This window comes from Corynebacterium tuberculostearicum (genome assembly GCF_016894265.1).
GTDB classification, from domain to species: domain Bacteria; phylum Actinomycetota; class Actinomycetes; order Mycobacteriales; family Mycobacteriaceae; genus Corynebacterium; species Corynebacterium tuberculostearicum_D.
Window position 1 is genome coordinate 1,476,520 of sequence record NZ_CP069791.1, and the last position, 26,138, is coordinate 1,502,657.

The window sequence follows — 26,138 nt, forward strand, 5'->3', positions numbered from 1 at the left end:
GTGAGCTTAAAAGGTTGGACTGTCCACGGAGACGGTAAAAAGATTGCACCGGGCGCGGTCGTAGCGCCGGAAGAACGACTTAGTTGGGGCCGTACCATCGGCATCGGCATGCAGCACGTGGTAGCCATGTTCGGTGCCACGCTGTTGGTTCCTACCCTGACCGGATTCCCCGTCAATACGACGCTGCTCTTTTCCGGCCTCGGAACCATTTTGTTCCTGCTTATCACCCGCAACCGGTTGCCGTCTTACCTCGGCTCTTCCTTTGCGTTTATCGCGCCGCTGTCGGCTTCGCAGCAGTACGGTATCGCCGCGCAAGCGGGCTCCATTTTGGTCACCGGCCTCGTCTTGGCCGCGGTGGGTGTGGCAGTCAAAATCGCCGGCCGCCGCGTGCTCGATGCCGTCATGCCGCCGGCCGTCACCGGTGCGATCGTGGCCCTCATTGGCCTGAACCTGGCGCCGAATGCGGCCGAGAACTTCGCCTCCCAGCCGCTCGTCGCCGCGGTGACGCTACTCGTCATCCTGCTGGCCACCGTCGCCGGCCGCGGTATGGTCTCGCGCCTGTCCATCCTGCTCGGTGTGGTCGTCGGCTGGATTTTCGCCGCGCTGACCGGCAACCTCGGCGATGACGCCGTGGCGGCCATCGATGCCGCCCCGTGGGTGGGCCTGCCGGAATTCCACGCGCCTTCTTTCAACGTCTCCGCCATTGCCGTGGCGCTTCCCGTGCTGGTGGTGCTTATCGCGGAAAACGTCGGCCACGTCAAAGCCGTCTCCGAGATGACAAAGCGCGATCTCGATGACCTGGCCGGTGACGCGCTGATCGCCGATGGCCTCGCGTCCACCCTTGCCGGTGGCTTTGGCGGCTCCGGTACCACGACCTACGCCGAAAATATCGGCGTGATGGCCGCAACCCGTGTATATTCCACCGCCGCCTATTGGGTAGCAGCCTTTACCGCCATCCTTTTGGCCTTCGTGCCGAAGTTTGGTGCGCTGATTTTCACCATCCCGACCGGCGTTCTGGGCGGCGCCTGCATCGTGCTGTATGGACTCATCGGCATGCTGGGTGTGCGCATCTGGATGGATAATAAGGTTAATTTCAATAACCCGGTCAACCTGACTGCGGCCGCAGTGGCGCTTATCGCGGGCATCGGCAACCTGACCCTCACCGTGGGCGGGGTCTCTCTCGAGGGCATCGCGTGGGGCTCGGTAGGCATCATTGTGGCCTATCCGATAATGAAGAAGCTCTACGATTCCGTCGGCGAGGGGCACGGCGCCAAGTATTAATTTTCCACCTGTGGATAACTGCCCGTCGCGCGACCGCGGCGGGCAGTGTTGTTGACGGGCCAACGCGGGTTATCCACAGCGAGCCGATATGCGGCTCGCGAAGGCGTGCGGGGGCTATTTTACTTAGCGGCATGACCGCATTGAACGCATACTTAAACGCAGTGAACGCCGGCATGGACATTGTCGCCGCCGTTCAAGGGCTGAGCGATCGCGAGCTCATCGCGCGGGGCGCCTCCGACATCGCCGCGCGCGACCTGTTGCGTCTATGCGATACCTATTTCGGCCGGTGCGGCTTTGCTGCCAAACAGCGAGCGGCGCGGCAGACTAGGCATTCCCTCGACGTGCTACTGCTGATTGAAAAATACGCCTTGCGCTTGTCGACGCAGCGCGATGCCTGGACCCTACGCACCGAACTGTGTGCCTTTCGCGGCAGCGCCACCGCCTTGGAAAAGCGTGCCCGCGCTTTGGTACGCGAGCTGCGACCGCGCCGCGCGCCCGAAAAGGGAGTGCGCATCACCCGCCGCTCCGGCGGCCCATGGTCACTGACCATTACCGGGGATTCGGCCGATGTGGCGGATATGCACGCTGCATTGGATGCCAATAAGCCCCTGGAATCTGCCAAAGACCTCTTCTTTGGCAAGGCGGATGCGACGCGGGCGACGGTGACGACGCAGGTGGTTCTCACACTCGACGAGCTCGACCGCGTAGTAGACGGAGACGGCGAGGAAATCACCCTCCAACTCACCAATGGCGCTCGAATCACCGGAGCGGAGCTTGTCGCGCGGACACTGAGCGACCACGGCTATGTTACGCTCGTCCATCCCCACGAGGGGCCGGTCAACCTCTACCGCACCTCGCGCGTAGCCAACGACAAGCAGCGGCTCATGGCGGCTGCGGTCAACCCGGTATGCCCGTGGGAGAGCTGTAACTACCCCGCCGACAAGTGCCAGATTCACCACCTCAAAGCGTGGAAGCATGGCGGCGAGACCAACGCTGCGAACCTTGCGACCTGCTGTTCCTATCACAATGGCGTCAATGACGATGACCCCAACGCCCCGCCGCGCCGTGGCCGGCTAGCCCGCGTGCGCGGGCAGGTGACGTGGGTGCCACCGTGGGGATAGGTGGCGTCGGCAAGCGAAAAGCTCCCCACCGCAAGGGCGGGGAGCCTAAAGTGGAACCGTTTTAGGACTTAGGAAGCGTCCAGGTCCTTCTCGATGAGAGCAGCAATCTTTTCCACTGCTTCTTCGTTTTCGGAGGTGACGGTAACCTCATCGCCCTGTTCTGCGCCAAGAGCCATGATCATCAGGGAAGAGGCCGCATCGGTCTCATCCTCATCATCATCGCCGACCAGGTTGAGGAAGATATCCTCATCGAACTCGCCGGCAGCGTCCGCGATAATAGATGCAGGACGTGCGTGCAGGCCTACAGAGGAGCCAACCTTTACAGTCTTGGAAGCCATCGAAAATATCCTTTCTTACGGGGATTTTTAGAATCCAGTGTACGAGTGTTTGGTTTATGCTGCCACGTTCTGGGTGGCTTCTTCGGCGGCCCTGTTAGGCCAGAACTGCTTCATCGCCAGCACCGCCGCCGTCGAAACAACCACGCCGGCCGCAATGGCCACGAGGTAGCCCCAGAACGGGTCGATGGCGAAGAAGACGAACACGCCGCCGTGCGGGGCACGGGAACCGACCGACAAGGCCATCGAAATCGCGCCCGTCACCGCGCCACCGGCCATCATCGAAGGGATGACGCGGAACGGGTCGGCCGCCGCAAACGGGATGGCGCCCTCCGAAACGAAGGACAGACCCAGCAGCCAGGCAGACTTGCCGTTCTCCTGCTCGGCCGGGGTAAACAGCGACTTGCGGATAAACGTAGCCAGCGACAGCGCAATTGGTGCGACCATGCCGGACGCCATGACGGCGGCCATGATCTGCATGGAGGATTCGTCGCCGGTAGACAGCCCGGCCGTCGCGAAAAGGTAGGCCGCCTTATTGACTGGGCCGCCCAAGTCGAAGCACATCATCAGGCCAAGAATGATGCCCAGCAATACGGCCGAAGAGCCGGACATGGACGACAGCCAATTTTGCAGGCCCTCCATGAGGTTTGCCAGCGGTACGCCGAGTGCCAGGTACATGGCAAGACCGACAACCAACGAGGTCAGCAGCGGGATAATAACAACCGGCATGAGGGAGCCTAGCCAGCGCGGTACCTTCCAGTTGCCAATCCACATCGCGATGAAGCCTGCCAGCAGACCGGTAACCAGACCACCGATGAAGCCAGCGCCCAAGGTGACCGCGATCGCGCCGCCCGCGAAGCCTGGGGCGATGCCCGGACGGCCGGCGAGCGCGTAGGCGATGTAGCCCGACAGCGCGGCGACGATAAAGCCCACTGCTGCTTGGCCTATAGCGAAGAGAACTGCGCCAAGGTAGAGCAGCAGGCCGGAGCGCTCGAAGTGCATGAGTTCGCCGTCAATGGTCACGTCGTGGCCGGGGAGGTTGCCGAGCGAAAAGTCCGACGATAGTGCCTGCCAGCCGTTGGCCATATCGGCACCGCCGAAAAGGAAGCCGAGGGCAAGCAGCAGGCCGCCGGCCGCGACGAACGGGACCATATAGGACACGCCGGTCATAATTGCCTGTTGGATGCGCTTGCCCCAACCGAGCGACTGACCTTCTTCTTCCGCATCGGCGCGGGTAGCAGTGCCAGAGACCTTGTGGGCGTGCGGGTTGTGAGCGGCAGCGACGGCCTTGTCGAGCATGGTGCCGGGCTCATTGATGGCGCGTTTGACGCCGGATTCGATTACCGGCTTGCCGGCGAAGCGTTCGCGGTCGCGCACGCCGACGTCCGTGGCGAAGATGACCGCATCGGCCGCGTCGATCGTGGATTGGGAGACAGACTCATTATTAGACGAGCCCTGCGTCTCAACGGTCAGAGATACGTCATCGCGCTCGGCCGCGGTTTGGGTGAGGGCGTCGGCCGCCATGTAGGTGTGGGCGATGCCGGTGGGGCAGGCGGTGATGGCCACGATGCGGGTGACATCGGCCGAAGGTTCTGCGTTGGTAGGGGTTGCGGCCGAGGACGCGGTGGCGGAGGAGCCGGCGGTGCCGGCGGCAGCGGCACCGGTTGCGGCAGTGCTGGCAGCAGCGCCCTGGGCGGCCGATTCCTCGGCTGGCTTCTTCTTCGGCTTTTCGGCGTTGACTACGTCCAGCACAAGCCGGACGATTTCTTCCTTGGTGGGGGCGTTGCGCAGGGACTCGAGGAAGTCCTTGCGTACTAGAGCGCGGGCCAACTTGGACAAAATCTTCAAGTGGGCTTTGCCACCGCCGGCCGGAGCAGCGATGAGGAAGACTAGCTGGGCGTCGCCGTCGGGGCCGGAGAAATCCACGCCGCGGCTCAGGCGGGCGAATGCGAGGGTGGGTTCGGTCACTGCCTCGGAGCGGCAGTGCGGGATGGCGACTCCGCCAGGGACGCCGGTACCGGCCTTGGCCTCGCGGTCGATGGCGGGCTGTGCCAAGCCGGCGATGTCGGTGGCTCGGCCGGTGTCATGGACCAGCGTGGCCAGGTTGGTAATTACGGAGTCAACGCTGTCGCCGAAGTCGGCGTCGAGCGCGACTAGGTCGGTAGTGATGAGGTCGGAAGCCATGATTAGGCACTCCTTAGGCTAGCGAGTTTAGGGTGGTATGGGCGATATCGAGTTCTTCTGGGCGAGGGAATTGGGTGCCTTGTTTGGATGCAGCCGCAGTTCCGTAGGCCACCGACTGCGCCAGGCTATCGGCCGGCGACTTACCGGCGGTACGGCCGAGGAGATATCCAGCGAGCGCGGCGTCACCGGCGCCTACAGTGGATTTCACCGTTGCTGGCGGGGGAGTTGCAGCCCAAGCGCCGTCCGCGGTAACCAGCACCGCGCCGGCACCGCCAAGGGTGACGAGTACTTCTGCGATGCCCTGCTTGACGACGTCCCGGGCCGCCCGCACAACCCCCGCGTACTCGCCGCGTGCGGCCTGGTCTTCCAATTCACGGCCGTCGGTTCCGGTGAGCTGGCCGAGCTCTAGTCCGTTCGGCTTAATGAGATCAGGCGCAGCAGAATTGAGGTTTTCGCCAATGGCCTGCATTGGGGCATCGGACGTATCGACGGCAATGCGAGCCTGTGGTGCGGCCGCGCGGACTGCGGAGATGAGGTCGCAATACCAATCGGTGTTGACGCCACGCGGCAGGGAGCCGGCTAGAACCACCCAGTCGGAGGCAAGGGCGCGGGCGGTGAGTTCGGAGGTAATGGCGCGGGAGTCGGCGTCGGAAAGCGCAGGGCCTGGACCGTTGACCTTGGTGGTGGTGCCATCAGGCTCTGTGATGGTGGTATTGACGCGAACTGCGCCGTTCATGGGGATTGCAGAGGAAGGCAGCCCGGCCGAGTGGATGAGATTTAGGAAAGAATCGGAGTCGTGGGCCGGGAAAAGAGCCAAGGAGTGCTCGCCAGCCAAGTGCACGGCATGGGTGACGTTTACACCCTTGCCGCCAGCAACCTGTGTGACCTCGCTGGCACGGTGGACATCACCGGAGGTCAATGGCTCGCTGAGCACAAGGGTGGCGTCGATACTGGGATTAGGGGTCAGCGTGAGAATCAAGTTGTCCCTTTCGCAGGTTGTATATTGGGGCCGAACGCCGTTGGAGAGAACCTCGCGGGCATGGCCCGCCCTCAATGTTGATTCTTGTCCGATTGTGTCCGAAAGTCAACAGAATTTCTGTGGTATACATTGCTTTTCTATCCGATTTGTGGTGTTCTGGAAGTTAATAAACCGCTATCTTCGAAGGAAGTACGCTCATGGAAAACGCGTCTGAGTCCACAATCAAAGGAACCGGTGTCGTTGCCGGAGTCGCCTACGCCGAAGCCGTGTGGGTCCGCCCTCGCCCGGCCTTGCCTACCGAGGGAAGCATTGACCCAGAGCAAGCGAGCGATTCTGAGTACGACCGCTTCCTTGCGGCCGTAGATACTGTCGCTGGCCGCTTGGAGCAGCGGGCTGCTGCCGCGGAGGGCCAGGCTGCGGAAGTTCTGACCGCAACGGCCGGCATGGTCAAGGACCGTGGTTGGCATAAGGCGGTGCGCAAGAATATCCGCACCGGCCGGGATGCGGAATTCGCTACTGTCGGCGCCACCGATAAGTTTGTCACCATGTTCGAAGCCGCCGGCGGAGTGATGGCCGAGCGCACTACTGACTTGAAGGACGTGCGAGACCGCGTTATTGCAGAGCTGCGCGGCGAGGACGAGCCGGGCCTGCCACTCGTCGACGGCGAGGCCGTTTTGTTCGCGGATGACTTGGCCCCGGCCGATACCGCGACGCTGGATACCAAGCACATCAAAGCCCTTGTTACCGAACTTGGTGGACCTACCAGCCATACGGCCATCATCGCCCGTCAGTTGGATATTCCATGCATCGTTGCTGTGGGCGCCGCGCTGAGCGATATTGAAAGCGGCACGCTGGTATTCGTCGATGGTGCAGTGGGCGCCGTCACCCTTGGGGCCGACGAAGAGGCTTCCACAAAGGCCGTGGCTGAGTATCGCGAGCGTGCGGCACGCGTTGCCCAGTGGCGCGGCCCGGCTGAGACCAAGGACGGCCACCGTGTGCAGCTGCTTGCCAACGTCGCTGATGGCAACGCCGCCCGCATTGCTTCGGATTCGCAAGCAGAGGGTATCGGCCTGTACCGCACGGAACTATCGTTCCTCTCGGCCAGTGAAGAGCCCAGCGTTGACGAGCAGGCAAAGATTTACGGCAAGGTTTTTAATGCCTTTCCTGAATCAAAGGTTGTCGTGCGTACGCTGGATGCCGGATCCGATAAACCTATCTCTTATGCCACGCTAAGCTCCGAGGAAAACCCAGCATTGGGTGTTCGTGGGCTGCGTATTGCACGCGATAATGAGGCTCTGCTGACCCGCCAGCTGGATGCGATTGCGCAGGCGGCTGCGGCTCGCGATGACAAAGCATCTACCTGGGTGATGGCTCCTATGGTTGCCACCTCTACCGAGGCCCAGTGGTTTGCTAGCCTGTGCCGCGAGCGCGGCCTGACTGCCGGCGCCATGATTGAGGTTCCGGCCGCAGCGCTTATGGCGGATAAAATCATGCCGCACCTTGATTTCGTGTCCATCGGCACCAATGACCTGACTCAGTACACGATGGCTGCGGACCGCCTGTCGCCACAGCTGGCCTACCTGACCGACCCGTGGCAGCCGGCTGTGCTGCGGCTCATTCAGCACACCTGCATCGTGGGCCAGGCCAATAACGTTGCGGTAGGCGTGTGCGGTGAGGCGGCAGCCGACCCGATGTTGGCCTGCGTGCTTACCGGCTTGGGCGTAAATTCGCTATCCGCAGCGTCGACCGCAGTTGCGGGCGTCGGCGCGCAGCTGGCAGAGGTTACCCTGGAACAGTGCCAGCAGCTTTCCGAGGTGGCGCTGGATGCGGAAAGCCCTGACGCTGCCCGTACCGCAGTGGTCGAGCGCATGGAGTCCTTCGCCTAAAGTTGGCGAAGGATCGGGGGACTATTCGCTGGCGAGCACGACCTCAATCTCGCGTTCGCGCAGCGCCTCCACGAAGGAATCGGGGGCAGCGGCGTCAGTGATGACGACGTCGATATCGGCGGCAGAGGCGAAACTTACCAAGTAATCATTGCCCAGCTTGCTGGAGTCACACATGACCACAACCTTGTGGGCATTGGTGACGAAAGCGGATTTGATGGCTGCCTCTTGGGAGTCGGCCGTCGACAAGCCATGATCCAGGGTTAGGGCATTGGTACCGATAAATGCGACGTCGGCACGCATCAGCGCTAGGGTGCGCAGTGCGGTATCGCCAACGACGGCCTGGGTAATCGCGCGAACCGTACCGCCAAGTAGCTGGACGTCTGGCACACCGTTGCTTGCTAGCGACAGAGCAATAGGCAAGCTATTGGAGACAATATTGAACTGCGCTTGCGGGTATTGCTGTCCAATGAGCTCCGCGAACGCGTTAATGGTGGTGCCTGCGTCCAAGAAAATGCTGCCGCCGCCGTGGGGGAGAAAGTCGAGGGCCGCGCGGGCGATGGCTGCTTTTGCACCGGAGGCGGACCGCTGGCGGGTATCCAAGGTAAGCTCCGCGGTTTGAAAGGTTTGGGAGGCTACCGCGCCGCCGTGCACGCGATGGACGACGCCCTCACGATCAAGCACGGCAAGGTCGCGCCGAATGGTCTCGGCCGTAACTTCGAAGCGTTCTGAGAGCTCAGTGACGTTGACGCGGCCTTCAACGGCGGTGAGGGAAGCAATTTGGCGACGCCGCTCTTCTGCGTACATGATTCCTCCTTGAATCTAGAGACATCGCGTCATGTAGTGGGGGTAAAAGTTGCCACTTTATGCGGAAATGAAAATCCGGCGATGTTGTTTTGCTTAGTCCATTGTCTCAAAAATCGGGAATAAACGGACTAAAGCAAAAATTTGCACGGCTGCATTCTATACCCGGTGCGCTGAAGTACCTGGTCAGAGGTAAAAGTGGGAAAGTGGGATTTTCGTCTCTTTTGGCGTCCGGGTCCGAAATGGAGCCAAAATGGGGGTGGCAGGCAACAGGCCGCGTCAACGAAGGGTGTACATAGATAGACCCCGCGAGGGCCACGCTTGGCCCTTGCGGGGGTATAGAATCTGCGTCAGATGTGTGGTTAAAGCTTGCGGAATACCGATACAACCTTGCCCATGATTTCCGCATCATCGCCGTTGATGGGAGCGTAGGCCTCATTGTGAGGAAGTAGCCACACACCGGAGGAATCGCGGTGGAACTCCTTGACGGTAGCTTCAGATCCTTCGAGCAGGGCGGCCACGAACTCGCCCTCTTCTGCAACTGACTGGGAGCGAATGATTACCCAGTCGCCGTCAAGGATGCCGGCATCCTGCATCGAGTCGCCGACTACTTGCAGCATATAAAGGTCGCCGCCACCGACCACCTCGTCAGGCATTGGGAAGTATGTGTCGACGTTTTCCTCTGCGGTAATGGGTGCTCCCGCAGCGATACGGCCGACCACAGGAATGTAGGAAACCGCACCTGCCTCTGCGGGAACCTGCTGTTCGGGCTTAGCCGGTTTGCGGCCCGGCTTCTTGGCGCCATCGTCGGTATTTAGGTGTCGAACATCTACGGCTCGTGGCTTATTTGGGTCACGACGCAAGAAGCCCTTTTCTTCCAATTGCTTTAGCTGGTAGGCAACAGAGGAGGTGGACTGCAGGCCTGCTGCGTCACCAATTTCGCGAATGCTTGGTGGGTAACCACGCAACATAACGGCGTCACTAATGACATTGAGGATGCGTCGCTGGCGGTCAGATAGGGAGGCGTAGTCGGTCTTCTCGGTGGTCTTCTTTGGCTTGCGGCCCATTGCTGGCTCCTCGGAGGGGATCGGGTGGATTTATCGGTGGTCTATTAGCTGGCGGCGCTGAAAAGTTGCCACACGTCATTTGTAGCACGAAAAGTACAGATGTTCGAGATTTGCTCGTTGGGGTGGACAAGCATTCGAACCGATGCTATAAATCGAACGTACCAACTAAATCGAACATTATGGCGACTGGTTTCCGGTGTGTGTCGTATGGGGCGCCTACGGTGGGTTCAGTCGTCGAAAGGAAAGTCATGTCTCTGCTGATCAATTCTCGCAATAACCTGGTAACTCGCAACGCTACGGAACCTGTAGTGGTGCCTTCTGCATCCGTATGGGATGTGGAGCGTGGCTACGGTTCTGCGGTCCGCGGTACTGCAAACTCTCGGTATGTTCGAACTCTACGTGTGGAAGATCGCACGACCTATCGTTCGAACCGCACGGCGGCCGGAGGCTCTGGGAACAGATCGAATATGGTCCGAAACAGCGTGGGTGAGTCGAACACAGGTAACTACGCATTGGGCGCAGTGTTTGGTGTAGCGGTCTTTGTGGGCACTTTGCTAGGAGGACTAGCTGGTGCTGAAGGAAACAGTGCACCGCAACCGCCGGCTTCTAATGTGCAACAAGTAGAGGCTGCAGTAACACGCTAGGGGGACCGGTGGGGGCGAAGCCCGGTGGTCGCACGGAATTGAAGGTGAGTAAACTACTGGCGTACCAACGTCAGTGAAAGGACCACTGTGTATTGCCCCTTTTGTCACAATGAGCAATCCCGCGTCATCGACTCGCGTGTGGTCGATGCTGGAGCGTCGATTCGTCGCCGGCGCGAGTGTGCTTCGTGCAAGGGGCGCTTTACCACGGTCGAGAAGGCCGTGTTGCTTGTGGTGAAGAGAAACGGTCTGGCCGAGCCTTTCAGCAGAGATAAATTGATTCGCGGTGTGCGCCGTGCCTGCCAGGGTCGAGATGTAAGCGACGATGCCCTGAAGAAGCTGGCGCAAGAAGTTGAGGAGACGGTGCGCAGTCATGGCTCCTCGCAGGTCAACGCGAACGAGATTGGTTTGGCCATCCTGGAACCACTGCGGGACCTTGATGAAGTGGCCTATCTGCGCTTCGCCTCCGTGTATAAATCCTTTGAAAGCGCAGATGACTTTGAATCCGAGATTCGCCTGATGCGAAGGCGCGATCGCGAGGACTTTTAGCGCAGTTTGTCCACCGCCTTTTGGATGCGCCGGAGTGAAACGGCATGGGCTGTGCCAAGGCGCTGAGCAAAAAGGGAAACTCGAAGTTCCTCTATCATCCAACGCACGTCCTTGACCTCGCGGGTCTTTTCGCGGCCGGCCGGTAGATTGCGCAGGCGGTTGGATAGGTAGGCCTTGGCGTTATCTACCTCGGCTTGACGGTCTGCATCGCGGTCGGGGTCAAGGTTCATATCCTCTAGGCGAATGCGCATGGCTTGGATATATCGCGGTAGATGGCGCAGATGGGACATTCCATGGACAGTGATGGCGTTTCGGGGAAGGAGGAAATCCAGTTGTGCGCGCATGTCATCGATTGCTGGACCGTCCCAATGAGCGAGTTCCGCTCGCAGGTTGGAGTACTCGGCGAGTCCGGGGGCAATAGCTACCACTGCCTGGCGTACGCGGCCTGGGACCTGGGGCTTGACGGTGTTTTTAAGCTTCTGAAACGCCGCGGGGGTGCGGACGGGCCCGCCGGCTTCGAGCATCAGGTCGCGGATCGCGGCGATGCGGGCGTCATTGACAAGGCCGTCGGCGCCGCCGTGCGGATAGGAATCGACGGCGACGCGCTGTTGCAATGGCAGGCCCTTGACCATTTGGGAGGCGTTGACGGATATCTCACGCATGAGGAGCGTAAGCGTGGTCGTTACCATGGCGGCATCTGCGGCGGCCTTGGTGGGATGGACCTTGAGTTCGACGCCGTTCTTGGTAGCGACTAGGGCAGGGTAGGCGGTGACTTCGTGGCCGTCGACGGTGGTCTTGACCGTGTCATCGATCTTGCCAAGGGTATCGTCGGTCCACTCGCTGACGGCGGTGGATTCTGAAGTGCGCGAGACGCGAGATACGGAGGACTTGATGTGTCCGGCCTGACGCTGCACGAGCGCCGCGAGGTCGCGGTCGGAGTCGACGATTTTGCCGCGCTTATCGATGGCCCCGTAGTTCATCCGCAGGTGGGCGGGTAGCTTGCTGGCCTGGAAGTCGGTGGCGTTGATTCCTTGGCCGCCGAGTTCGCGGAGGACGTCGGCAAGCTGCTGGGTGATGGTGCCTTCATAAGGGATGAGGCGGTCGATGGCGCGCTCGGCAAATTCGGGCGCGGGGACGACAGTGCGGCGCAGGGCCTTGGGCAGGCTGCGGATGAGCTCGGTGACGAGCTCGAGACGTAGACCCGGAACGAGCCAATCAAAGCCTTCGGTATCCAAACCGGCGAGCATAGGAATGGGGACCATTACGGTGACGCCGTCGAGAGGATCGCCGGGCTCGAACTTGTAGGTCAGTTCGTAATCGATAGAGCCCTTGCGCCAGTGGTCGGGGAAGGATTCCTCGGTGACCTCGTGGGAGTCATCGATGAGCTTAGCGGGATCGAAATCCAGCAGATCCGGGGTGCGGCGGCGCTCCTTTTTCCACCACGAGTCAAAGTGGCGGCCGGTGGTTACCTTTGCCGGAATGCGCTGGTCATAGAAATCGAAGAGCGTGTCTTCGTCCACGATAAGGCCGCGGCGGCGGGCCTTTTCTTCGTATTCAGCGGCGTCGTCAAGCGCTTGGGCGTTTGCCTTGAAGAAGGCGTGGTGGGTGTTCCAGTCGCCGGCGATAAGGGCATTGCGGATGAACATATCGCGGGCAGCGGTGGGATCAACGCGGTGGTAGGGCACGGTGCGGTCGGCCACGATGGGCACGCCGTAGAGCGTGGATTTTTGGTGCGCGATGGCGGCGGCGCGCTTGCGAGACCAGGTGGGCTCGGAGTAGTTGTGCTTGAGCAGGTCCGCGCCGAGCTTTTCTACCCAGGCAGGATCGATGGCGGCGACATCGCGCGCCCAGAGGCGGGAAGTTTCCACCAGCTCGGCAGCCATGAGGAACTCGGGAGGCTTTTTAGCCAGGGCAGAGCCGGGGAATACCAGGAAGCGGGTGTTGCGTGCGCCCTGGAACTCCTTGGAATTGCCGTCGCGGGCGCCGATATTGGATAGCAGGCCCGAAAGGAGGGACATGTGGATGTCATCGGAGCGGCGCTCTGTCCCTTCCTGGTAGGTCCAGCCCAGCTGCTTGGCGACGTCCTTGAGCTGGCGCACCAAGTCAAACCACTCGCGGATGCGTATGTAGTGGAGGAATTCCTGCTTCATGCGCTTGCGGAACTTATTGCCGGATTGCTCGTTGCGGGTTTGCTTGATGTAATCCCACAGCTTGAGCATGGACAAGAAATCCGAGGTCTTGTCCTTGAAGCGGGCGTGGGCTTGGTCGGCCTGGGCTTGGAAGTCGAGGGGACGCTCGCGCACATCTTGGATGGTCATGGCGGCAACGATGACCATGACATCATCGAGGCATCCGTTGGCATTGGCTTCAATGAGCATGCGAGCCATGCGCGGATCCAGTGGGATGCGGGCAAGATCGCGGCCGATGGTGGTGAGCGAGGGCTTGTCCTGCTTGTCGTGGAGGGCACCGAGCTCGTGCAGGAGGGTGAGACCATCGCGAATGGCCTTGTGCTCGGGCGGTTGGATGAAGGGGAATTGTTCGATATCACCGAGCTTGAGCGAAACCATTTGCAGGATGACACTCGCGAGGTTGGTGCGCAGGATTTCCGGGTCGGTGAACTCGGGACGGCTTTCAAAATCCTGTTCGCTGTAGAGGCGGATGGCGATGCCGTCTGCAACGCGGCCGCAACGGCCGGAGCGCTGGTTGGCGGAGGCCTGCGAGATGGGCTCGATAGGCAACCGCTGGACCTTGGTGCGCGTGGAATACCGCGAGATGCGGGCGGTGCCGGTATCGACGACATAGCGGATGCCGGGCACGGTAAGCGAGGTTTCGGCGATATTGGTGGCCAAGACGATGCGGCGGCCGCGGTGCTCGCTAAACACGCGGTGCTGTTCCTGGTTGGACAGGCGGCCAAAGAGGGGAGTGACCTCGACGTTTTTCCACTTCTTGCCTTCGATAGCCTCCATGGCATCGCGGATATCGCGCTCGCCAGGGAAGAAGCAGAGAATATCGCCGTCGCCTTCGCGCATGAGCTCTTCGATGGCCTCGGTCAAGCCGTCGAGCGGGTCTTGGTCCACGACTTTTCCGCCGGCCTCGAACTCGAGCGGCCGGTAGCGGATTTCTACGGGGTAGGTGCGCCCGGAGACCTCGATGATGGGGGCGGGGTTGCCGTCGGCGTCGGCAAAGTGGGCCGCAAAGCTTTCTGGGTCGATGGTTGCGGAGGTGATGATCACCTTGAGGTCTGGGCGCTTGGGCAATAGGCGCTTCAAGTAGCCCAAGAGGAAGTCGATATTGAGCGAGCGCTCGTGGGCCTCGTCGATAATGATGGTGTCGTACTTATTGAGGAAGCGGTCGCGCTGCATCTCGGCGAGAAGGATGCCGTCGGTCATCAGCTTGACGGCCGTGGTCTCAGAGACGCGGTCATCGAAGCGAATGGCGTAGCCGACGGACTCGCCGATTTTCTGGTCCAATTCCGCGGCGATGCGCTCTGCAACGGTGCGCGCTGCAATACGGCGCGGCTGGGTATGGCCGATGAACCCGCGCCGGCCGCGGCCCAGCTCGAGGCAGATTTTCGGGATCTGGGTGGTCTTACCAGAACCGGTCTCACCAGCGATGATAACGACCTGATTGTCCCGAATTGCCTCGGCGATATCGTCCTTGCGGGCGGTGACGGGGAGGGCGTCGGGGTAGGAGATGGTGGGAACGGCGGCGTCGGTAAGCGCGACGCGCTCGGCCGCGGCATGGATTTCAGCGCCGATTTCTTGCAGCGCTTTAGGGGCGCGAGCCTTCTTGAGACGGCGGCGGAAGGAGCGGGCCTCGGCCAAAGTGACATTTTCGAGTGCGGCGAAGAGCTCGTCGCGAGAAGGGGATTCGTTCTTAGTCATGACTAGGCAACGAGTTTACCCGTCCACCTGAAATGAGGAAAAAGTTGTTAAAGTGAAAATACTTATCCATTTTTCTATGTGCATTCCTGAAGGAGGAGCACCGCCTATGACGAACCCGTATTCGGGTGGAAATGACGATTTTCCTCGCTATGAGCCGACCAACCATCCCGAGGATCGGCCGGACTACGGTCAGCTTCCATCGTATGGTGGCAGCCACGAGGGCAATGCCCAAGGCTACGCCGGCTACCAGGCGGGCGAGCCTCAGCACACCGGAAAGGTTTCGGCCATAGATGCCGTTTCTTGGGCTTTTCGGACTGTCTTTGGCAATTGGAAGCTGTGGATTCTAGGAGCACTAGCGCTTTTTGTTCTAAGTATCGTTTTTGTAGCCATTGCTGGCGGCATTAATGCCGCGAGCTACTCCGGCTCGGGTGAGCCAACCGCGGGTTCTTGGGTTTCTCAGCTCATTTCGACTGTCCTAAGCCTTGTATTGTCGCTGGTAATTATGCGCCTAGCGCTTTTCCAGATCGATGACGCCCGCACCGGTTGGGGTTACCTTTTTAAGAACGTGCGTTGGTGGCAGCCGCTGGTCATCATGCTTGTCATCGGGGCGGTGGCGAGCCTCATTGCATTCGCTGCAGTAGGTGGAACTGTCTATGGGTTGCTTAACGACGCCGAGAATATGACGGAGGACGAAGCAGTTGCGGCAGTATTAAGCGTCATGGGCATCATCGGCGTGATTTCGCTGATTAGCTTCTTTATCCAACCATTCTTCTCGCTGATGCAATGGTTCGCGGCCGATGGCGATAGCGTTGGGGATGCCGTGAAGAAGGGCTTTCAGGCAGGTAAGAACAACTACGGCCAAATGTTGCTACTGGCAATTTTGAACTTTTTCATCATCGTGGCTGGTTTCTTGCTTTTGGGCATCGGCCTCATCGTGGCGTATCCGGTTACTCTCTTGGCACAGGCGCATATGTTCCGCCAGTGCGCGGGCCGCAACACCTTCCCACAGGTCTAGCGCACCATAGTTAAAGGCCACCGCTCCAATTAGGGGCGGTGGCCTTTGGCGTGCTTGGCGACGCCCCCGTGTGGGGCCGCCGGGTGAGACTACTGCCGGGAGCGCTCAATCGCCTTGTTATAGGCGGAGGTGATGAGTGTGCCGAATTCGCGGAATTCCTCGGCGCGGGCGGCGGAGGAACGGAACACGAGGCCCACCTCGCGTTCGGCGGTGACATCGGAGGCAAAGTGGGCGATGGCGACGTCCTTGCCGTGGCATTCGGTGGCTAGGGCGGACTCGGGGACGAGGGTGCAGCCCAGTCCGCCCATGACCAGCTGCATGATGGTGGTCAGGGAGGAGGCGCGGGTGACGGAATTGGTGGCCTCGGCTGGGTTGATATTGGCATGGCGACAGAGGTCGACTACTTGGTCGCGCAAGCAGTGGCCGTCGTCAAGCAGCAGCAAATCCAGGTCCTTGAGTTCCGCAAGCTCGACATCCTCGCGGCCGGCGATGGGGTGATCCGGCGGGCAGACAATGGAGAATTTCTCCGTGTACAGAGGGCTATCGACCATGCCGGTGGCCTCGGATGGAAGGGCCATGATGGCAAGATCCAAGTTGCCATTGCGCAGGCGAGTGATGAGGTGCTGGGTTTGCTCCTCGACGAAGCGTGGCTCGAGGTCCGGGTAGGCCTCTGCAAGCATGGAGAGCAGATCGGGAAGGATGTAGGGGGCAATGGTGGGGATAACGCCGATGGTCAGTGGGCCGGCAAGGGTGCCGTTGGCGCCGCGGGCATGGGCGAGGAAGGTATCGGCGGCCTCAAGAGTGGCCTTGGCATAGGGGAGGAGGGTCTCACCGGCCGAGGTGACGATGACCTTGCGGGTAGAGCGCTCGATGAGCTGCAAACCCAAGCCCTGTTCGAGAGCAACGAGGCCCTGGGAGAGGGAGGGCTGGGAAATTTCGAGTTTGGCGGCTGCGGTACCAAAGTGCTTGTTTTCCGCCACGGTGACAAAGGTACGCAGCTGAGCAAGTGTAGGGCGATACTCTTTATTATGCATGCCTATCACTCTAACACTTACCTATAGGATTTGCTATTGACGCGAGCGGAAAAGATGGTATAACTGATCGTGTTGGGCCGGACACGGTCCGGCCCCGCTGCTTGTACACAAAGCGGCAGGAAACTTAGAGGAAAAGCCTTTGCTAAAGGAGTTGAAGACTATGCCTATTTTGACCGTCGGCGAAAAGTTCCCAGAGTTCAACCTCACCGCCCTGACCGGTGGCGACCTGCACGATGTCAACGCTAACCAGCCGGAGGACTACTTCGAGCAGGTATCCCTGGACAAGTACGAGGGCAAGTGGAAGGTCGTCTTCTTCTACCCGAAGGACTTCACCTTCGTTTGCCCGACTGAGATCGCTGCCTTTGGCAAGCTGGACGAGGAATTCCAGGACCGCGATACCCAGATCCTCGGTGGCTCCACCGATAACGAGTTCGCTCACTTCAACTGGCGCGCAACCCACCCGGATCTGAAGGAAGTTCCTTTCCCGATGTTCTCCGACGTGCGCCACGACCTCATTCGTGCGCTGGGCGTAGAAAACGCCGATGGCGTTGCTGACCGCGCCACCTTCATCATCGACCCGGATGGCGTTATCCAGTTCGTATCCGTCACCCCGGATGCTGTCGGCCGTAACGTAGACGAGGTTCTGCGCGTGCTCGACGCCCTGCAGTCCGAAGAGGTCTGCGCTTGCAACTGGGAGAAGAACGACCCAACCAAGAACATCAACAAGATGGACGTCGTTCAGTCCGCACTCTAAATCTCACTGAGATGCAGGTTTACCCCGCTTTCGTGGCGGGGTTTCCTTTTAAATCCAGCACAGCAAATTCCTATCAAAACCTCAAAGGAGAAAAGCTATGTCTATTGATAATCTGAAGTCTTCCCTGCCGGAGTACGCCAAGGACCAGAAGCTCAACCTGGGCACCCTGACCCGTTCCAAGGACCTGGACGAGGAGCAGCTCTGGGGCTGCCTGCTGGCATCGGCCGCCGCAACCCGCAATGACACCGTGCTGTCTGAGATTGCGGAGGAAGCAAAGGAGCACCTGTCTGAGGAAGCTATCGAGGCAGCCTACGGCGCAGCCACCGTGATGGCTATGAACAATGTTGCCTACCGCGCCAAGGGCTGGTTGGGCGATGACTACGCACAGGTGAAGTTCGGCCTGCGCATGAACATCATCTCCAAGCCAGGCGTAGACAAGGCCAACTTCGAGCTGTGGAATACCGCAGTCTCCGCCATCAATGGCTGCGAGCACTGCCTGGGTGCCCACGCTCACGAGCTCAACGAGGCTGGCCTGAGCAAGGAGCAGGTCTGGGAGGCCGTCAAGGTTGCGGCCGTTGTCCAGGCTGTGGCACAGGCTGTCCAGATCGAGGCCGCACGCTAAAATAGCCGGCCTTTAGCCGCCCTCGCGCTTGCCGACGCCCTCCTTATTCCGGGGCGCGGCAACCAGGGCGGCTTTGTCGTTTTCGCTGGCTAGTACTCCACGCGCAGGTCCGACAGTCGGACTTCGCCGGCTTCATCGGAGGCATCGAGATCCACCGTAGCGACGAACTGGTAGGCGTGGTCGCCGACTGGGTCCTTAATGATCTGACGCACGGACCACAAACGCGAGTCAGTATCGCCCAGGCGGAAGTACTCGGGACCGCGGGCCTCGGGGCCGGAATCGATATCGTCATATTCATCGAAATAGTCATCCAAGATAGCGCCGAAGTCCGGTACCTCGTCTAGATAATCAAGTAGCTCCGCCAGGCGGTCTTCTTTTTCTAGCGCGAAAAGCTGCACCAGACGGAACATGTAATTGCGCACCATAATGGTAAAGGCGCGGCGATTGGCCGTGAGCGCGGTGGGGTCCTCCACGCCAAAGGCCAGCTCGCGATCCACCGTGTCTTGGTCGATGGGGGAGTCTTCGCCGGCCATTTGCGCCCATTCGTCGACAAGCGAGGAATCTACCTGGCGGATTAGCTCACCTAGCCAGATAACGATGTCTTCGAGTTCTGGCGTGTTGTACTCGTCCGGAATGGACTGCTTGAGGGTGCGCCAGGCGTCGGTCAGGTAGCGCAAAATCACGCCCTCGGAGCGGGCCAAGCCGTACGTTGCGACCAAATCCGAGAAGGTCATCGCGTTCTCGAGCATGTCGCGCACCACGGACTTAGGCCGCAGCTCAAACTCCCTAACCCACGCATTGGTCTCAGCAAAAGTATCGTAGGCCTGCTCCAGTAGCTCCTCGAGCGGCTTCGGCCAGGTGATGTCTTCTACGATATTCATGCGGTCGGTGTAGTCCACCCCGTCCGCCTTTAGCGCGGCGATCTCTTCGCCGCGGCGCTGCTTCTGCTGGGCAATGAGCACCTGGCGCGGGTCATCTAGGATGGCCTCGAACACGGAAATGACGTCCAGGTTATAGGTCTCTGCCTCCGGATCCAGCAGCGAGAGCGCCGCCAGCGCGAATGGGCCCAGCGGTTGATTGAGCGCAAAGTCACGCGGCAGCTCTCGCACCAAATGGTAGGGGCGACCGTAGATATCCAATCCCTTGGTGGATTTTTGTACCACGCCAGAATCCACTAGCCCGCGGAAGAGATCAAGTGCCGTGAGGATGTCTTTATTCTGCTTGCTGCGATTATCGTGGTTGTCTCGCAGCAGGTGGCGCATGTGGTCATAGCCATTGCCGTGGCGTGCCAAGACGTTGAGCAGCATGGAATTAGAAACGCGGAACTGAGAGGTAAGCTGTTCCGGTTCAGCCTCTGTAAGGCGCGCGAAGGTCTTCTCGGACCAGGACACTTCGCCTTCGCGGGCGGATTTCTTCTTCAGCTTCTTCAAGCGCTTGGGGTCGTCGCCGATGCGGCGGCGTTCCTTGGCATTTTCGATTTCGTGCTCGGGGGCCTCGACCACCACAGTGCCCTCGGTGTCATAGCCGGCTCGGCCGGCGCGGCCGGCAATCTGGTGGAATTCGCGCGATTTGAGGATGCGTTGGCGCTGGCCGTCGAACTTGGCAAGGCCAGTCATCAGCACGGTGCGGATGGGCACGTTAATGCCCACACCCAGGGTATCGGTGCCGCAAATGACCTTAAGCAGGCCCTTTTGCGCCAGGCGCTCTACTAAACGGCGGTATTTGGGCAGCATTCCCGCGTGGTGGATGCCGATGCCCTTGCGCAAGAGCTTGGACAGATCTTTGCCAAAGGCAGTGGTGAAGCGGAACCCACCTATTTCTTGAGCAATCGCTTCCTTTTCTTCCTTGGTAATGATCCCCGAAAGTGAGGTGAGCGCCTGGGCGCGCTCGGCCGCTTCACGCTGCGAGAAGTGCACCACGTAGATGGGTGCCTTCTTATCGGCCAAGAGCTCCTCGATGGTCTCGTGCACCGCGCTAAAGACATAGGAGAAATCCAGCGGGACAGGCCGCGTGGTGCCGGCGACGAGGTTGGTGGCGCGGCCAGTGCGGCGGGTGAGATCATCTTCTAGCCACTGAGTATCGCCCAAAGTGGCGGACATGAGCAGGAACTGCGCCTTGGACAACTCCAGCAGCGGCACCTGCCAGGCCCAACCGCGATCCGGCTCGGAGTAGTAGTGGAACTCGTCCATCACTACTTGGTCGATATTGGCCTCGGCGCTATCGCGCAGCGCAATATTGGCCACAATCTCGGCGGTGGCGGCGATGATGGGGGCATTGCCATTAACGGTGGCGTCGCCAGTCATCATGCCCACATTTTCGGCGCCGAAGATATCGCACAGGGCAAAGAACTTCTCGCTCACAAGGGCCTTAATCGGCGCAGTATAGAAGCTGCGCTGGCCACGAGCTAGGGCGATGAAGTGTGCAGCATTAGCCACCATGGACTTTCCCGAGCCTGTAGGGGTAGCGAGGATAACATTATCGCCGGCCAAAATACCGAGCGAGGCTTCTTCTTGCGCTGGGTACAAATTGATACCCCGGCCGGTGGTCCACGAGGTAAAGGTATCCCAAATTGCCTCGTCTACGAGGGACTCGGGTACTTCCGTTAAATCTGGCAGCAGCTGAGATAAGTTCACCCCCACCACCTTAGCGGCGATGGGGGCGGGTTAGTTAGATATCGTCACCTAAGTCGCCCTCGCCCGAAGCAGAATCAGTGCCATCCTTGCCATCATCGGACTGCGGGCCTTCCTCTTCGGCGGAATCTTCGCGGTCATCGATCTCGGTATTGATGATCTGCTGGCTTTCTTCTTCATCCAAGGAAGCCAAAAATGCCTGGAACTCCTCGCTGATTTCCTCACCGGTAGGCATGGGCTCCTCGCCAGGCATGATCGCCTGCGGATGCTCCTTGCGGTAGCGCTCCATATAAGCGTCATATTGCTGCTCGAGTTGTTGGACTACGCCTTCGATCTCATCCGAGCCACCAACTTGCTCCTCCAGCTGGTTTTCCACGCGAGAAATATCGGCCTCAATGCTGCCCAAAGGAATGTTGAGGCGCGCCGCCCGAGCCACCGAATCCAGCAACTGGTACGTGGCCTGCGGATAAGGCGAAGCTGCCAGATAATGCGGCACGTGGACGGTATATCCAGCCACCGTGCGGTGCTTATCCGCCAGAGCCTTTTCCAGATACAGCGCGGCGGAGCCTGGCACCATCATGGTGGAATCCATCGAGAGCATGTGCTCAGTCAAGCGGGAGGAGGTGCCATGGGCCGTAACCACCGTGGGGCGGGTATGCGGCACCGGCATCGGCGCGGCATAGAGCATAATGGTGTCTTCGATGTTGAACTTTTCCACCAACTTCACCACGGCGGTAGTAAACGCCTCCCAGCGCATGTCTGGTTCAGGGCCAGACAGCAGTAGGAAGGTCTTTCCGGAATTATCGCGCAGGACCTTAATACCAAGATCCATGGACTCGATTTCCAGCGCCCGATCCTTATCAATCGTGATGGCTGGGCGGCGCGAGCGGTAATCAATCAGCTCATCAGAGTTAAACGACGCCAGCTGACGGCCTTCCAAAGCGGCCTTCAGGTGGTCAGCACTTGCCTCAATGGCCTGGCCAGCGTCAGCATAGCCGTGCATGGCAACAATCATGGTGGGGCCTTGTCCGTCACCGGAATCATCCCTAATCACCGGAGCCGGATATTCCAGCTCATACATGCGGCGATCTTCTTCGTGCATGTTGTGTTACCTCCTTGCATTCTTACCTACCCCAACGCCGCGCGCGTGCCTACTATTCCCGCGCGCACTGCGAGGTTAAATAAACAATTGTGCCCCAAACCGCTGCGCATTGCCAGCGCAATCCCGGGCGGGTTGTGGAAAGCCGCTAGCCGACGCCCCCCTTCACCCCACCTATCCACAGATCCCCACCACCTAATCCTTAGCGGCCTATGCATAGTTGCGCTCATGGTTGAGGCTGGGGCCATGGACATCACAACACCAACTCAGCCCATCCGTACGCCCGGCGATATCCTCGCCAATATCCCAGGAATCCTCGGATTCTTTCCCACCGAATCAGTCATCCTCATCTCCATCCAACCCAGCCAACGCGGATACAGCATCGGACCAGTAGCCCGCCTCGATTTGCACGATGTGCCTGGTGCCCTGCACGAGGTGATGGATGCGTTTCACTGCGGAAACCCCGAAATCATTTTTTGCTTCGTGCTCTCCCAGCGCGAGGAAGGAGAGCTCTGGGACATTCTGCAGTCTCTTTACCATTTCCAAGACCGGACAGGTATGGGCATCGATGCCTGCTGGCTGTCCGAAGAACTATCCACCGATACCGCCTATGACCTCATCTTTGGCCACGCCACAGAAAGCGGCGAGGGCCCGCTGCAGAATTGGATGGAAGGAACCATACCCGCCATCTCGACGAGCCACACGATGCGCGCCTGCGTGAATAACGGGATGCTTCCGGAACTTAGCCGTTATGACTTGGTCCAGCGTTTCAAGGACCCGAACCCATACTTTGGGGAAGAAGAGATTAGGGCCATGGAGCGATGCGCCGAAGAGATTGCCCGCCAACTGCGCGCCGGGCACGGATACGGCACTACAGATCCAGTGCAGGTGGTCAAGCACCTCATTGCCGATGTGCTCTATGTGCTCAGCGAGGTCGAATCGCTGGAGGAAACCCTAGAAAATGAAGAATTGTTGTGTGTGGCAGCCATGTGGATGTCTACCACCTGGACCCGCGACCTAGTCATTACGGAGCTTGTCTCCGCGCCGCAGGAAGCAGGTGACCTGTTATTGGCGGTAGCCCGTACATTCCAGGGGTCTATTCGCTACAACGCCCTAGCTTTGTATGCTGCTAGCCAGGTGTCTCACGAATTCGGAATTTATGCCGGTCCGGCGCTGGCAGTAGTAGTAGAAGAGGCGCCCCATCACAATTTGGGGCGCCTCATAGCGCAGGGGTATCGCAGCGGTATGGGAAAGCGGTTGGTCTCCAGCCTATGCCATGGTTGCGAGCTAGCCCGCGAAGCGGCGGGGCTCCGCGTTGACAGCCCCGCCTAACACGCGCGGCGTCTAGGACCGCTTTGCGGAATGTGCCTTATCGCCAAGCTGTCGGGTGAAGTTCCACGCGTCGGTGACGATGGTTTCCAGGTCCGTACGGGTGGGATTCCACCCGAGTTCCCGCTGAATCTTCTCTGAGGAAGCGATGAGCGTAGCTGGGTCGCCCGCGCGGCGCGGGGCCACCTCAGCCGGAATATCGTGGCCGGTGACCTTGCGACACATCTCGATGACTTGCTTGACGGAGTACCCATCGCCAGAACCCAAGTTGTAAATGCGGTGCTTGCCAGATTCGTTGGACTCGAGGGCAAGCACGTGGGCGTCGGCTAGATCGCGGATATGGATGTAGTCACGCACTGGGGTGCCGTCTGCGGTATCCCAGTCATCGCCGAACATGAAGATCTTATCCCGGTGGCCCAAAGCAACCTGCAACACGATGGGGATGAGGTGGGTTTCTACCTCGCGGTTCTCGCCAATATTTCCGTAGGCACCAGCCACATTGAAATAGCGCAGCGAGGTAGCGCCCAGGCCGTAGGCGTGGGCAAAGGACGTGATCATGTAGTCGATGGCCAGCTTGGTCGCACCATACGGATTGGTGGGCTGGGTTGGCATGTCTTCCGTAATCGGGACTTGGTCGGGCTCACCGTAGGTTGCAGCGGTGGAGGAAAAGACGAGGTTTTTGACGTCGTTATCCCGCATGGCATTAAGCAGTGTCAGGGTAGTAACGACGTTGTGCTGCCAGTACTCATCTGGCTTTTCCACGGATTCGCCCACCAAGGAGCGCGCAGCGAAGTGAATGACGCCTTCGAAGCCACCTTCGCCCAGGACATCGGCAGCCTTGTCCGCGACGTCGCCCTCGATGACGCGGGCGGCTTCCGGAACGGCCTCACGGTTGCCGGTGGAGAAATTATCGATGATGGTTACGTCATGGCCTTGTTCGACCAATACTGCGGCGCAGACGCTGCCCACGTAGCCGGCGCCACCGGTAACGAGAAGCTTCATAGCTATACCTCCACGCGCACTGCGTGCGCCAAATCGTCGGAAAGCACGACGCTGCCACCTTCCGGTGTCGACAGTGTGATCGTGCCGCTGTTATTGACCACAGATACCTTGGCGCCCACACGAATGCCGGCATCGGTGAGCTCCTGGAAGGTGCCATCATCAACCTGCAGGATTTCATTGACCTGGATGACGGTCGCGGAGACCTGCTCGCCATTGGGGAGATCGACCGCCCGGGTGCCCTGGTCCGGCTGCGGAACATCGAAGCCAAGTGCAGACAGTGCCGGAATAGGATTGCCAAAGGGGGACCGCGTCGGGTCATCGAGAACGGCGACCATGCGCTTTTCCACCTCTTCACTCATGACGTGCTCCCACCGGCAGGCCTCGTCGTGGACCTTGGCAATGTCGAGCCCCAGGACGTCGGTAAGCAAACGCTCTGCCAAACGGTGCTTGCGCATGACTGCGGTTGCTAGGTCGCGGCCCTTGTCCGTGAGATCCAAACTGCGGTCGGTGCGCACGTGCAAAAGGCCATCGCGCTCCATGCGGGCCACAGTCTGAGAAACCGTAGGTCCGGACTGCTCCAAACGCTCCGCAATGCGGGCGCGCAGGGGAGTAATGCCTTCTTCCTCTAGCTCGTAGATGGTCCGCAGATACATCTCCGTTGTATCAACTAGGTCCCTCACGTGGGCATACCTTTCTGTGTGAATACAGTTACGCGGCTATAGTCCCGTCCAAGAACGGGAAAGCGCTTTCTAGACTCTGCAGTCCAGATTAGCCTACCCAAGGCTTGGCTCGCCGCTAGGAACCAAGCCGATGCCTTATCCACGCCAAACCCCGAGCCCATGGCGGTACGTTGCCAAATGGGCCCGGGGATAGGATGTGCTGCCGAATGCAGTAGGCGTGGATTACAAAGCGTACTCGCGCAGGCGATCGGCGCGGTTTCCATCGCGCAGCTTAGCCATGACTTCGCGCTCAATCTGGCGTACACGCTCGCGTGAAAGGCCGAAGCGGCGGCCTATCTGATCCAAGGTGCGCGGAACACCATCATCGAGGCCATAACGCAGGCGGATGACGTCCTGCTCGCGCTTCTCTAAGGTGTCAATCACACCGCGGATATCGGAGTGGCGCATAGATGCGACGACCGCAGTTTCAGCATCGGTAGCTTCTGCATCTTCAATGAAGTCGCCCAAAGGAGCTTCTTCATCGGTACCTACCGGCATATCGAGAGAGACCGGATCGCGCGACTGGCGCAGCAGCATTTCAATCTTGTTCTCATCAATACCGGATTCTTCCGAAAGCTCCTCGTTGGTAGCTTCGCGGCCCAATGATTGATACATCTCGCGCTTAATACGAGAAAGCTTGTTAACCTGCTCAACCAAGTGGACTGGGAGGCGAATGGTGCGGGACTGGTCAGCCATGCCGCGGGTAATCGCCTGACGAATCCACCACGTGGCATAAGTGGAGAACTTGAATCCCTTGGCGTAATCGAACTTCTCCATTGCGCGGATAAGGCCTAGGTTGCCCTCCTGGATGAGATCCAGCAGTGGCATACCGCGGCCGGTGTAGCGCTTGGCCAGCGAGACAACGAGGCGCAGGTTGGCTTCGAGCAGGTGGGAGCGTGCCTTCTTGCCTTCGCGGGCGAGGATCTTTAGGTCGCGCTTTTCGGCACGGGTGAGCTTTTCTGCGTTATTGAGCTTGTACTCCGCGTACAGTCCAACCTCGATGGCCTGAGCGAGTTCTACCTCATCTTCCGCGCTGAGCAGTGCGGTCTTGCCGATGCCGTTGAGATAGACGCGGACGAGGTCGGCAGAAGGATTATCGTTGGTTTGGTTGCGGCGAGATCCGCGGTCTACTTCCTGTTCTTCATCAGTAGTGGCACTTGAAGTGCCCTTGGCGGTGGTGGCAGATGTCTTCGTCATAGTGAAGCC

The 26,138-nt window shown here is 59.8% G+C and carries 20 protein-coding genes; 8 read left to right on the top strand and 12 right to left on the bottom strand.

The genetic code is table 11. The features are described from left to right. Positions 1 to 1,281 (top strand): uracil-xanthine permease family protein, encoded by a 1,281-nt coding sequence (locus I6J28_RS07115; protein ID WP_204608693.1) that lies wholly within the window; start codon positions 1 to 3, stop codon positions 1,279 to 1,281. 131 nt (positions 1,282 to 1,412) lie between these two features. Further along, positions 1,413 to 2,402: an HNH endonuclease signature motif containing protein gene (locus tag I6J28_RS07120; RefSeq protein ID WP_204608696.1), complete on the top strand. Its 990-nt coding sequence runs from the start codon at positions 1,413 to 1,415 to the stop codon at positions 2,400 to 2,402. A 68-nt stretch (positions 2,403 to 2,470) separates the two neighbouring features. Here the strand turns inward: I6J28_RS07120 and I6J28_RS07125 are convergent, their stop codons facing one another. From I6J28_RS07125 to I6J28_RS07135, 3 genes are read right to left on the bottom strand one after another with little or no spacing between them, the layout of a single operon-like run. After that, a complete protein-coding gene (locus I6J28_RS07125; RefSeq protein ID WP_005325102.1) occupies positions 2,471 to 2,740 on the bottom strand; it encodes an HPr family phosphocarrier protein in 270 nt (89 codons plus the stop codon). A 54-nt stretch (positions 2,741 to 2,794) separates the two neighbouring features. After that, the gene (locus I6J28_RS07130; protein WP_204608699.1) at positions 2,795 to 4,921 is read right to left on the bottom strand and encodes a PTS fructose transporter subunit IIABC; all 2,127 of its coding nucleotides are present in this window, start codon (positions 4,919 to 4,921) and stop codon (positions 2,795 to 2,797) included. Positions 4,922 to 4,934: 13 nt separating this feature from the next. Next, positions 4,935 to 5,900: a 1-phosphofructokinase family hexose kinase gene (locus I6J28_RS07135; protein ID WP_204608700.1), complete on the bottom strand. Its 966-nt coding sequence runs from the start codon at positions 5,898 to 5,900 to the stop codon at positions 4,935 to 4,937. Positions 5,901 to 6,097: 197 nt separating this feature from the next. Between I6J28_RS07135 and ptsP the strand changes: the two genes are divergently transcribed. Next, on the top strand, positions 6,098 to 7,786 hold the full coding sequence (gene ptsP / locus I6J28_RS07140; protein WP_204608701.1) for a phosphoenolpyruvate--protein phosphotransferase: 1,689 nt from the start codon (positions 6,098 to 6,100) through the stop codon (positions 7,784 to 7,786). A gap of 21 nt (positions 7,787 to 7,807) precedes the next feature. Here ptsP and I6J28_RS07145 read toward each other — a convergent pair whose 3' ends face one another. Both I6J28_RS07145 and lexA read right to left on the bottom strand, forming a co-directional pair. After that, complete coding sequence (locus I6J28_RS07145; protein WP_204608702.1) at positions 7,808 to 8,590, bottom strand: DeoR/GlpR family DNA-binding transcription regulator; 783 nt, start codon at positions 8,588 to 8,590, stop codon at positions 7,808 to 7,810. Positions 8,591 to 8,949: 359 nt separating this feature from the next. Next, positions 8,950 to 9,654, bottom strand: coding sequence for a transcriptional repressor LexA (gene lexA, locus I6J28_RS07150; RefSeq protein WP_204608703.1), 705 nt, complete (start codon positions 9,652 to 9,654; stop codon positions 8,950 to 8,952). A gap of 731 nt (positions 9,655 to 10,385) precedes the next feature. Here lexA and nrdR point away from each other — a divergent pair. Continuing rightward, positions 10,386 to 10,844: a transcriptional regulator NrdR gene (gene nrdR, locus I6J28_RS07155; RefSeq protein ID WP_005328590.1), complete on the top strand. Its 459-nt coding sequence runs from the start codon at positions 10,386 to 10,388 to the stop codon at positions 10,842 to 10,844. On the opposite strand, the gene hrpA is transcribed toward nrdR, so the two are convergent. Then, a complete protein-coding gene (gene hrpA, locus I6J28_RS07160) occupies positions 10,841 to 14,728 on the bottom strand; it encodes an ATP-dependent RNA helicase HrpA (RefSeq protein ID WP_204608704.1) in 3,888 nt (1,295 codons plus the stop codon). The two genes, nrdR and hrpA, sit on opposite strands and share 4 nt — an antisense overlap. Before the next feature lie 106 nt (positions 14,729 to 14,834). Here hrpA and I6J28_RS07165 point away from each other — a divergent pair, with 106 nt between their 5' ends. Next, a complete protein-coding gene (locus I6J28_RS07165) occupies positions 14,835 to 15,743 on the top strand; it encodes a hypothetical protein (RefSeq protein WP_204608705.1) in 909 nt (302 codons plus the stop codon). An 89-nt stretch (positions 15,744 to 15,832) separates the two neighbouring features. Here I6J28_RS07165 and I6J28_RS07170 read toward each other — a convergent pair whose 3' ends face one another. Then, positions 15,833 to 16,777, bottom strand: coding sequence for a hydrogen peroxide-inducible genes activator (locus I6J28_RS07170; protein ID WP_005328587.1), 945 nt, complete (start codon positions 16,775 to 16,777; stop codon positions 15,833 to 15,835). 160 nt (positions 16,778 to 16,937) lie between these two features. Here I6J28_RS07170 and I6J28_RS07175 point away from each other — a divergent pair, with 160 nt between their 5' ends. After that, on the top strand, positions 16,938 to 17,531 hold the full coding sequence (locus tag I6J28_RS07175; protein ID WP_005328586.1) for a peroxiredoxin: 594 nt from the start codon (positions 16,938 to 16,940) through the stop codon (positions 17,529 to 17,531). Positions 17,532 to 17,628: 97 nt separating this feature from the next. Beyond that, positions 17,629 to 18,153 carry a carboxymuconolactone decarboxylase family protein gene (locus I6J28_RS07180; protein WP_204608707.1) on the top strand — a complete coding sequence of 175 codons (525 nt, stop codon included), beginning with the start codon at positions 17,629 to 17,631 and terminating at the stop codon, positions 18,151 to 18,153. Between the two features lie 89 nt (positions 18,154 to 18,242). Here the strand turns inward: I6J28_RS07180 and I6J28_RS07185 are convergent, their stop codons facing one another. Together I6J28_RS07185 and I6J28_RS07190 are read right to left on the bottom strand one after the other, a co-directional pair. Further along, positions 18,243 to 20,786 (bottom strand): DEAD/DEAH box helicase, encoded by a 2,544-nt coding sequence (locus I6J28_RS07185; protein ID WP_204608710.1) that lies wholly within the window; start codon positions 20,784 to 20,786, stop codon positions 18,243 to 18,245. 34 nt (positions 20,787 to 20,820) lie between these two features. Next, positions 20,821 to 21,885 (bottom strand): PAC2 family protein, encoded by a 1,065-nt coding sequence (locus I6J28_RS07190; protein ID WP_204608713.1) that lies wholly within the window; start codon positions 21,883 to 21,885, stop codon positions 20,821 to 20,823. Positions 21,886 to 22,128: 243 nt separating this feature from the next. On the opposite strand from I6J28_RS07190, the gene I6J28_RS07195 reads away from it, so the two are divergent. Next, the gene (locus I6J28_RS07195; protein ID WP_239454577.1) at positions 22,129 to 23,214 is read left to right on the top strand and encodes a DUF4192 domain-containing protein; all 1,086 of its coding nucleotides are present in this window, start codon (positions 22,129 to 22,131) and stop codon (positions 23,212 to 23,214) included. A 12-nt stretch (positions 23,215 to 23,226) separates the two neighbouring features. Here the strand turns inward: I6J28_RS07195 and galE are convergent, their stop codons facing one another. The 3 genes from galE to I6J28_RS07210 form a co-directional block, all read right to left on the bottom strand. Continuing rightward, positions 23,227 to 24,213 carry a UDP-glucose 4-epimerase GalE gene (galE, locus tag I6J28_RS07200; protein WP_204608719.1) on the bottom strand — a complete coding sequence of 329 codons (987 nt, stop codon included), beginning with the start codon at positions 24,211 to 24,213 and terminating at the stop codon, positions 23,227 to 23,229. A gap of 2 nt (positions 24,214 to 24,215) precedes the next feature. Further along, positions 24,216 to 24,893, bottom strand: a complete 678-nt coding sequence (locus I6J28_RS07205) for a metal-dependent transcriptional regulator (protein WP_005328577.1) — start codon at positions 24,891 to 24,893, stop codon at positions 24,216 to 24,218. 222 nt (positions 24,894 to 25,115) lie between these two features. Next, a complete protein-coding gene (locus I6J28_RS07210; RefSeq protein WP_005325073.1) occupies positions 25,116 to 26,129 on the bottom strand; it encodes a sigma-70 family RNA polymerase sigma factor in 1,014 nt (337 codons plus the stop codon). Between the last annotated feature and the right edge of the window lie 9 nt (positions 26,130 to 26,138).